This window comes from Cupriavidus sp. FW305-26 (genome assembly GCF_058787975.1).
Genome location: NZ_JBYTAH010000141.1, coordinates 1 through 5,278 on the forward strand (window position 1 = coordinate 1; position 5,278 = coordinate 5,278).

General features: G+C 58.8%; 5 protein-coding genes. 1 reads left to right on the top strand and 4 read right to left on the bottom strand.

Annotated elements, in window-relative coordinates; translation table 11 throughout:
* Window positions 1–307 precede the first annotated feature (307 nt).
* Entirely contained in the window at window positions 308–1,720 is a 1,413-nt protein-coding gene (nhaA, locus tag AC3WQZ_RS35330) for a Na+/H+ antiporter NhaA (protein ID WP_052181700.1), read from the top strand.
* 199 nt (window positions 1,721–1,919) lie between these two features.
* Here nhaA and AC3WQZ_RS35335 read toward each other — a convergent pair whose 3' ends face one another.
* The 4 genes from AC3WQZ_RS35335 to AC3WQZ_RS35350 form a co-directional block, all read right to left on the bottom strand.
* Complete coding sequence (locus AC3WQZ_RS35335) at window positions 1,920–2,615, bottom strand: potassium channel family protein (protein ID WP_454751330.1); 696 nt, start codon at window positions 2,613–2,615, stop codon at window positions 1,920–1,922.
* A complete protein-coding gene (locus AC3WQZ_RS35340; RefSeq protein ID WP_492302123.1) occupies window positions 2,608–3,936 on the bottom strand; it encodes a TrkH family potassium uptake protein in 1,329 nt (442 codons plus the stop codon). Before AC3WQZ_RS35340 ends, AC3WQZ_RS35335 begins: the two co-directional genes overlap by 8 nt.
* Before the next feature lie 95 nt (window positions 3,937–4,031).
* On the bottom strand, window positions 4,032–4,961 hold the full coding sequence (locus AC3WQZ_RS35345; protein ID WP_492302124.1) for a bestrophin-like domain: 930 nt from the start codon (window positions 4,959–4,961) through the stop codon (window positions 4,032–4,034).
* A 59-nt stretch (window positions 4,962–5,020) separates the two neighbouring features.
* Window positions 5,021–5,278: site-specific integrase (locus AC3WQZ_RS35350; RefSeq protein ID WP_492302125.1), on the bottom strand; the 258-nt coding region annotated here is incomplete at its 5' end.

Below are 5,278 nucleotides of genomic sequence, written 5' to 3' on the forward strand. Positions count from 1 at the left end.
GGCATGTGATGTTTAGCCATGATGAGCACCTCCTTTGGTTCAAGATAGGTGCTGTCCGAAAAAGCGGGTCATCTCCAATGGCCATGACTGAAGTGCGGCCACGGTGACACGCGATAGAGGTGAGTCTGCAGCAGTGCATGTCTGCGGGTTCCGCTGCTAGCGCAGGGGGACGGCTGCCGTCACAGACCGCATGTTGTCGTGCCGTCGCTTGTCGGCAGCTCATGTACAATCGCCGATAGGGTGTCTACGCTGCACGTCGCAGTGAGACAGGTTAATGCGTTGGTCGGGCCGCCAACGCAAATGCTCTATGACTGTGGACCGACTCCCGCCCCCACCGCCCCCACCACGGCAACCATTGCCGCGTGCTCAAGTTTTAGCCGAGAAGGCATTCTCGGCGCTCGAACATTTTCTTCATATCGAGGCCGTCAGCGGCATTGTCCTGCTCGCCGCCGCCGGGATCGCGCTACTTTGGGCGAATTCCCCCGCTTCCCACAGCTACCACGCCCTATGGCATACCCCGCTCTCATTCGGGATAGGTAGCCATCTGGTATCGCAATCCCTGCATTTTTGGATCAACGACGCCCTGATGACCATCTTCTTTCTCGTCGTTGGGATGGAAATCCGGCGCGAAATCCATGAGGGAGCGCTGGCGAACGTGCGCCTTTCGGCCCTGCCAATGGCTGCGGCGCTTGGTGGCGTGATCGTCCCCGCGTTGATCTACCTCGCGATAAACACAGAGATGCCCCAGCGCCAGGGTTGGGCGGTGCCAACCGCTACTGACATCGCGTTCGCCGTCGGGGTGCTCGCGTTACTCGGCAAATCCATACCCGGCAACGTTCGAGTGTTCCTGCTCGCGCTGGCGATCATCGACGACATTGTCGCGGTCCTGATTATCGCAGTGGCCTTCTCGGGCGGGTTGGACTATGGGGGGCTTCTTGTTGCAGGTACAGGTATTCTAATGGTCCTGGGGCTGCAATGGATCGGCGTCGGAACCGCCTATGCTTACGTCGTACCGGGCGCCATTCTGTGGCTGGGAATGCTGAAGACCGGTGCCCACCCGACGCTCGCTGGCGTCGTGCTTGGCATGATGACGCCGGTACTGCCCGGTCGCACGCGAGAACGGCCTTTGGATGTGGCCATGCGTGCGCTCCTTGATCTGCGCGCTCGCGCGACCGCTCGGACACCTAAACCAGAACACATCGCGGCACCGCTTAAGCAACTGCGTCACGCCCAGCGGGAGCTACTACCGCCCGTGATCCGTGTACAGATGGCGCTTCACCCTTGGGTCGCCTACCTTGTCATGCCGCTCTTTGCCTTGGCAAATGCCGGAGTGAGCATTGATGGCGTCGATCTCACTAGCGGCGGATCGCTAGGCGCGATGTTTGGTGTTGTCCTTGCACTGGTCGTAGGCAAACCTCTCGGCATCGTGTCGGTCAGCTGGCTGGCCGTACGCCTGGGCTGGTGCCAGTTGCCGCCCGACGTGACCTGGCGCGGCGTATGCCTGGTTGGACTACTGGCCGGCATCGGCTTCACGATGTCGATATTCATCGCCACGCTTGCGTTCGAGGATGTCAACCTACTTGGGGCTGCCAAGCTTGGCGTGCTCTTGGCATCGGCGATAGCTGCCACCATAGGGCTGACCTGGGGTTTCATTTATGCCAGGGGCCGAAGACCGAGCATGGAACGAGCCGACGAATCTACTGCGGCGGCGTCCGACTGAAGGGGCTACGCGTGCATCGGCGTGGGAAGTTGCTACAGAATCGATGTCCGCTAGGACAGGCAGGGAGTTGATTCGCCCGTTACGGTAAGACGCGCTCGCGGCGCAAGCGAGCCTGCTACTACTGGTATGGTGATGTTGGGGTGGACTAAATCATGGGCGCCTATCAGCCACCAGTCCAAGCCATGACAAGTGCGCACCGCTATTGTTTTTCCGTACTGCCAGCGAATCGTTCGATCTTGCTAGTCGGCCCAGAGACGACCAGCAAGTCTCCCGGCTGGATCGTGGTGGTTGCTGTCGCATGTTCAAACTCTTCGTTGGGACGCTTGATGCCCACCACGGTAACGCCGAATTTCTCGCGCACCCTGGACACCAACAGCGCCTTATTGTGGGTTGAAGTTGGCGCATGGATCCTAGCGATGGCAAAGCCATCGTCGAATTCGATGAAATCGATCATGCGACCGGTGATCAAATGTGCAACTCGTGCACCCATGTCCGCTTCTGGATAAACCACATGGTGCGCACCGATGCGTTGCGCGATCTGACCATGCTCAGGGGTAAAGGCCTTGACCCAGATATCCTTGATCTCAAGTTCGGTCAGTGACATCAAAGTCATCAGGCTGGACGACATGTCTGTGCCGATCGCGACTATGGCGTGAGAGAAATCCGCCACGCCGAGTTGGCGCATCACAGCCACATCAGTCGAGTCAGCTTGGACTGCGTAGGTCAACGCATTTGACCAGCGCTGCACAAGATCGGCATCCTTGTCGATCCCCATGACATCGTGGCCGAGGCGGATTAGCGATTGCGCAACTGAGCTGCCGAAACGTCCGAGCCCGATCACAACGACGCTGTCTCCTGCAGAGAAAGAGAATTGCTCGGTAAATAACCTAGCCAACAATTGGGTGCTCCTCAGGGTAGCGGTATGGCGTGCGATGCTCGCCCATCGCCAACGATACGGCGAGCGTAATGGTGCCGACCCGGCCTGCGTACATGAGCGCGGTCAGCGTAAGCTGAGCGGAAGCCGGAAGGTCCGCTGTGATGCCAGTCGACAAGCCAACTGTACCGAAAGCTGAAATGACTTCAAAGATGACCTGATCAGTCGGCAACTCGGTAACGAATAGAATGGTGAGTGTTCCCGCCGTAATTAGGGCGCTTCCCAGTGCCAGCACGGTGATCGCCTGCCTATGTGCCGAGTTGCTAACGCGCCGCCCGAACGCCTCAGTGTCGCCACGACCGCGGATCTCAGCGAGCACCAGCAATGCGAGTATTGCAATGGTGCCAACCTTGACTCCGCCGGCGGTACTGGCGCTACCTCCGCCAACGAACATCAAGAAAAAATGCAGCGCCAGGCTTTCATGAGTTAGCGCGCCGATGTCGATTGAGTTGAATCCGGCGGTACGGGCGGAGACGGACGCAAATGTCGCGGACAACAGCTTACCTGCAGTCGGCATGGCGCCGAGCGTTCTTGGATTATTCCATTCGAACAACAGCAGGCCAAGAATACCCGTTGCGAGAAGCACCCCTGTAACCGACAAGGTTAGCTTGCTATGCAGGGACCACCGGCGTGGATCGGCAATCTTGTTCCGCAAATCCTGCAGCACGGGGAAACCGATGCCGCCGATGACGATTGCCACCATCACCGGCCCAAGTACCCAGAAATCGGCCGCATAGCGTGTAAGACTGTCTGCGTGGGTTGAGAAGCCGGCGTTGTTGAAGGCCGATATGGAATGAAACAAACCAATCCACGCTGCTTCGTGCCAAGGAAGGGAATAGGTGAGATGCAGCCTCCAGGCTAGCCACACCGCGATGATCGCCTCTAAACTCAATGTCACCACCAGCACCAGCTTCGCCACGCCGGTGACGTCACCCAAACTGATCGTATGGGTTTCAACCCGGGTAATCAACCTAGCACGCAATCGCAGCGAGCGGTTGACCATCAGGCCCAGAAGGGTGGAGGCCGTCATCATCCCAAAGCCGCCAAGCTGGAACAGTGCCATGATCACCGCTTGGCCGAATCCGGACCAGTAAGTTCCCGTGTCGACGATAACTAGGCCAGTCACGCAGACCGCCGAGACTGCGGTAAAGAATGCGGTGAGCCAGGGCGCGCTCCCGCCATCGACGCGTGACCAAGGCAACATCAACAGTACGCTGCCTGCCATGATGGCCAGCAGGAAGCCCATGGCGACGGTCCGGGTCGGATGCAAGGATCGTTTCATGCACAGAATTGTGCTATGAAACGTGTCACAGATCTAACATTTCCACAGACCACCATCTTTGCACCATCTGGGCGCAGGCTTCCTGGCGTCAATGGTCATCGCATTCCATTGCGGACTTCCTGCAACACCTCATCGAAAGTGTCAACGCGGATCATGCCCAGCCGCGGAAACTCCAAGTCGACGATGACATAGAGTGTCACCGTCAGCGAGGCCACGAAAAAAAGCGCATGCAACCAGCTTCGAGGACTGCGGCTGGCCATGCCATAGCCCGCAAACAAGGCCCCAACCCAGCAAAGCGCGAAAAGCATGCCGAAGATGACGACGGGTGGATGTTCCTTTGTTGCGGCGAGTCGGGTCGATGCCGTGTCGAATGCTGCATTGAGGGCTGGTAACAGAAGCATGGTGGCCGCCGTACTAGCGGTTCGCTGGGACTCCGTTACGGATCTTGTCCAGAGGCGTTCACGCAGCACGTCCGAACGTACCAAGGAAGCCTCGACGCGTTTGCGGTTTGGGACGGCTCGATAGGCGTCAAGCCGGGCATCGAGATATTGCCGGAATATCTCCTGCAACTCACTACGTGCTGGTGGCGGTAGCAGATCCAGACGCAGGTAAGCAGTGCCGATATCGTTGGCTTCCTGGACGATCAGCGTACGCCGCATATCAAAGCGGCTTGCCGCCCCGGAAAAGGTGAAGGCGATCAATAGTCCAAGCAGTGCGAATATCGCGCTTGCGACCGCGCTGACGCCCGTTGTCTCCGGTTCGCGACCGGAGGAAACCTGCCATTGCCACACCAGCCGGCCGAGCTCCAGGGCGATCAGGATACTTATGAATATTCCGACCGCCAACACCAGCCCGCCGGCCCAATCGGCACCATAAAGTAGTGATGCCAAAATCGTCTCCGGTGCATTTCCGCGATGCGCGGTTTCAACGTTGAAGACGGTATGGAAAAGCTTCGTCACAGTATGTGCGCTTCCGCACAGGCGTCCGATAGCCGGGTGGAACTGACGCTTGAGCGTCGGCGTCACGGCATAAGCCAACGTCCGTAGATGGCCGGCAAGCGCTCCCCTCGCCGGCCAGAGGTTTGTCACACTTCGGTCTGCTCAGCCATCTCAAGCGCGTCGTCGACTTCGATACCGAGGTGGCGAACCGTGCTCTCCAGCTTCGTGTGGCCCAGCAGCAATTGCACTGCGCGAAGGTTCTTGGTTCTACGGTAGATGAGCGACGCCTTGGTCCGCCCCATGGTGTGGGTGCCGTACGCCGTGTCGTCTAAGCCGATGGACTCGATCCAGCGATGTACGAGCCTGGCGTACTGACGTGTGGACAGGTGGGCCGAGGCGTGAAT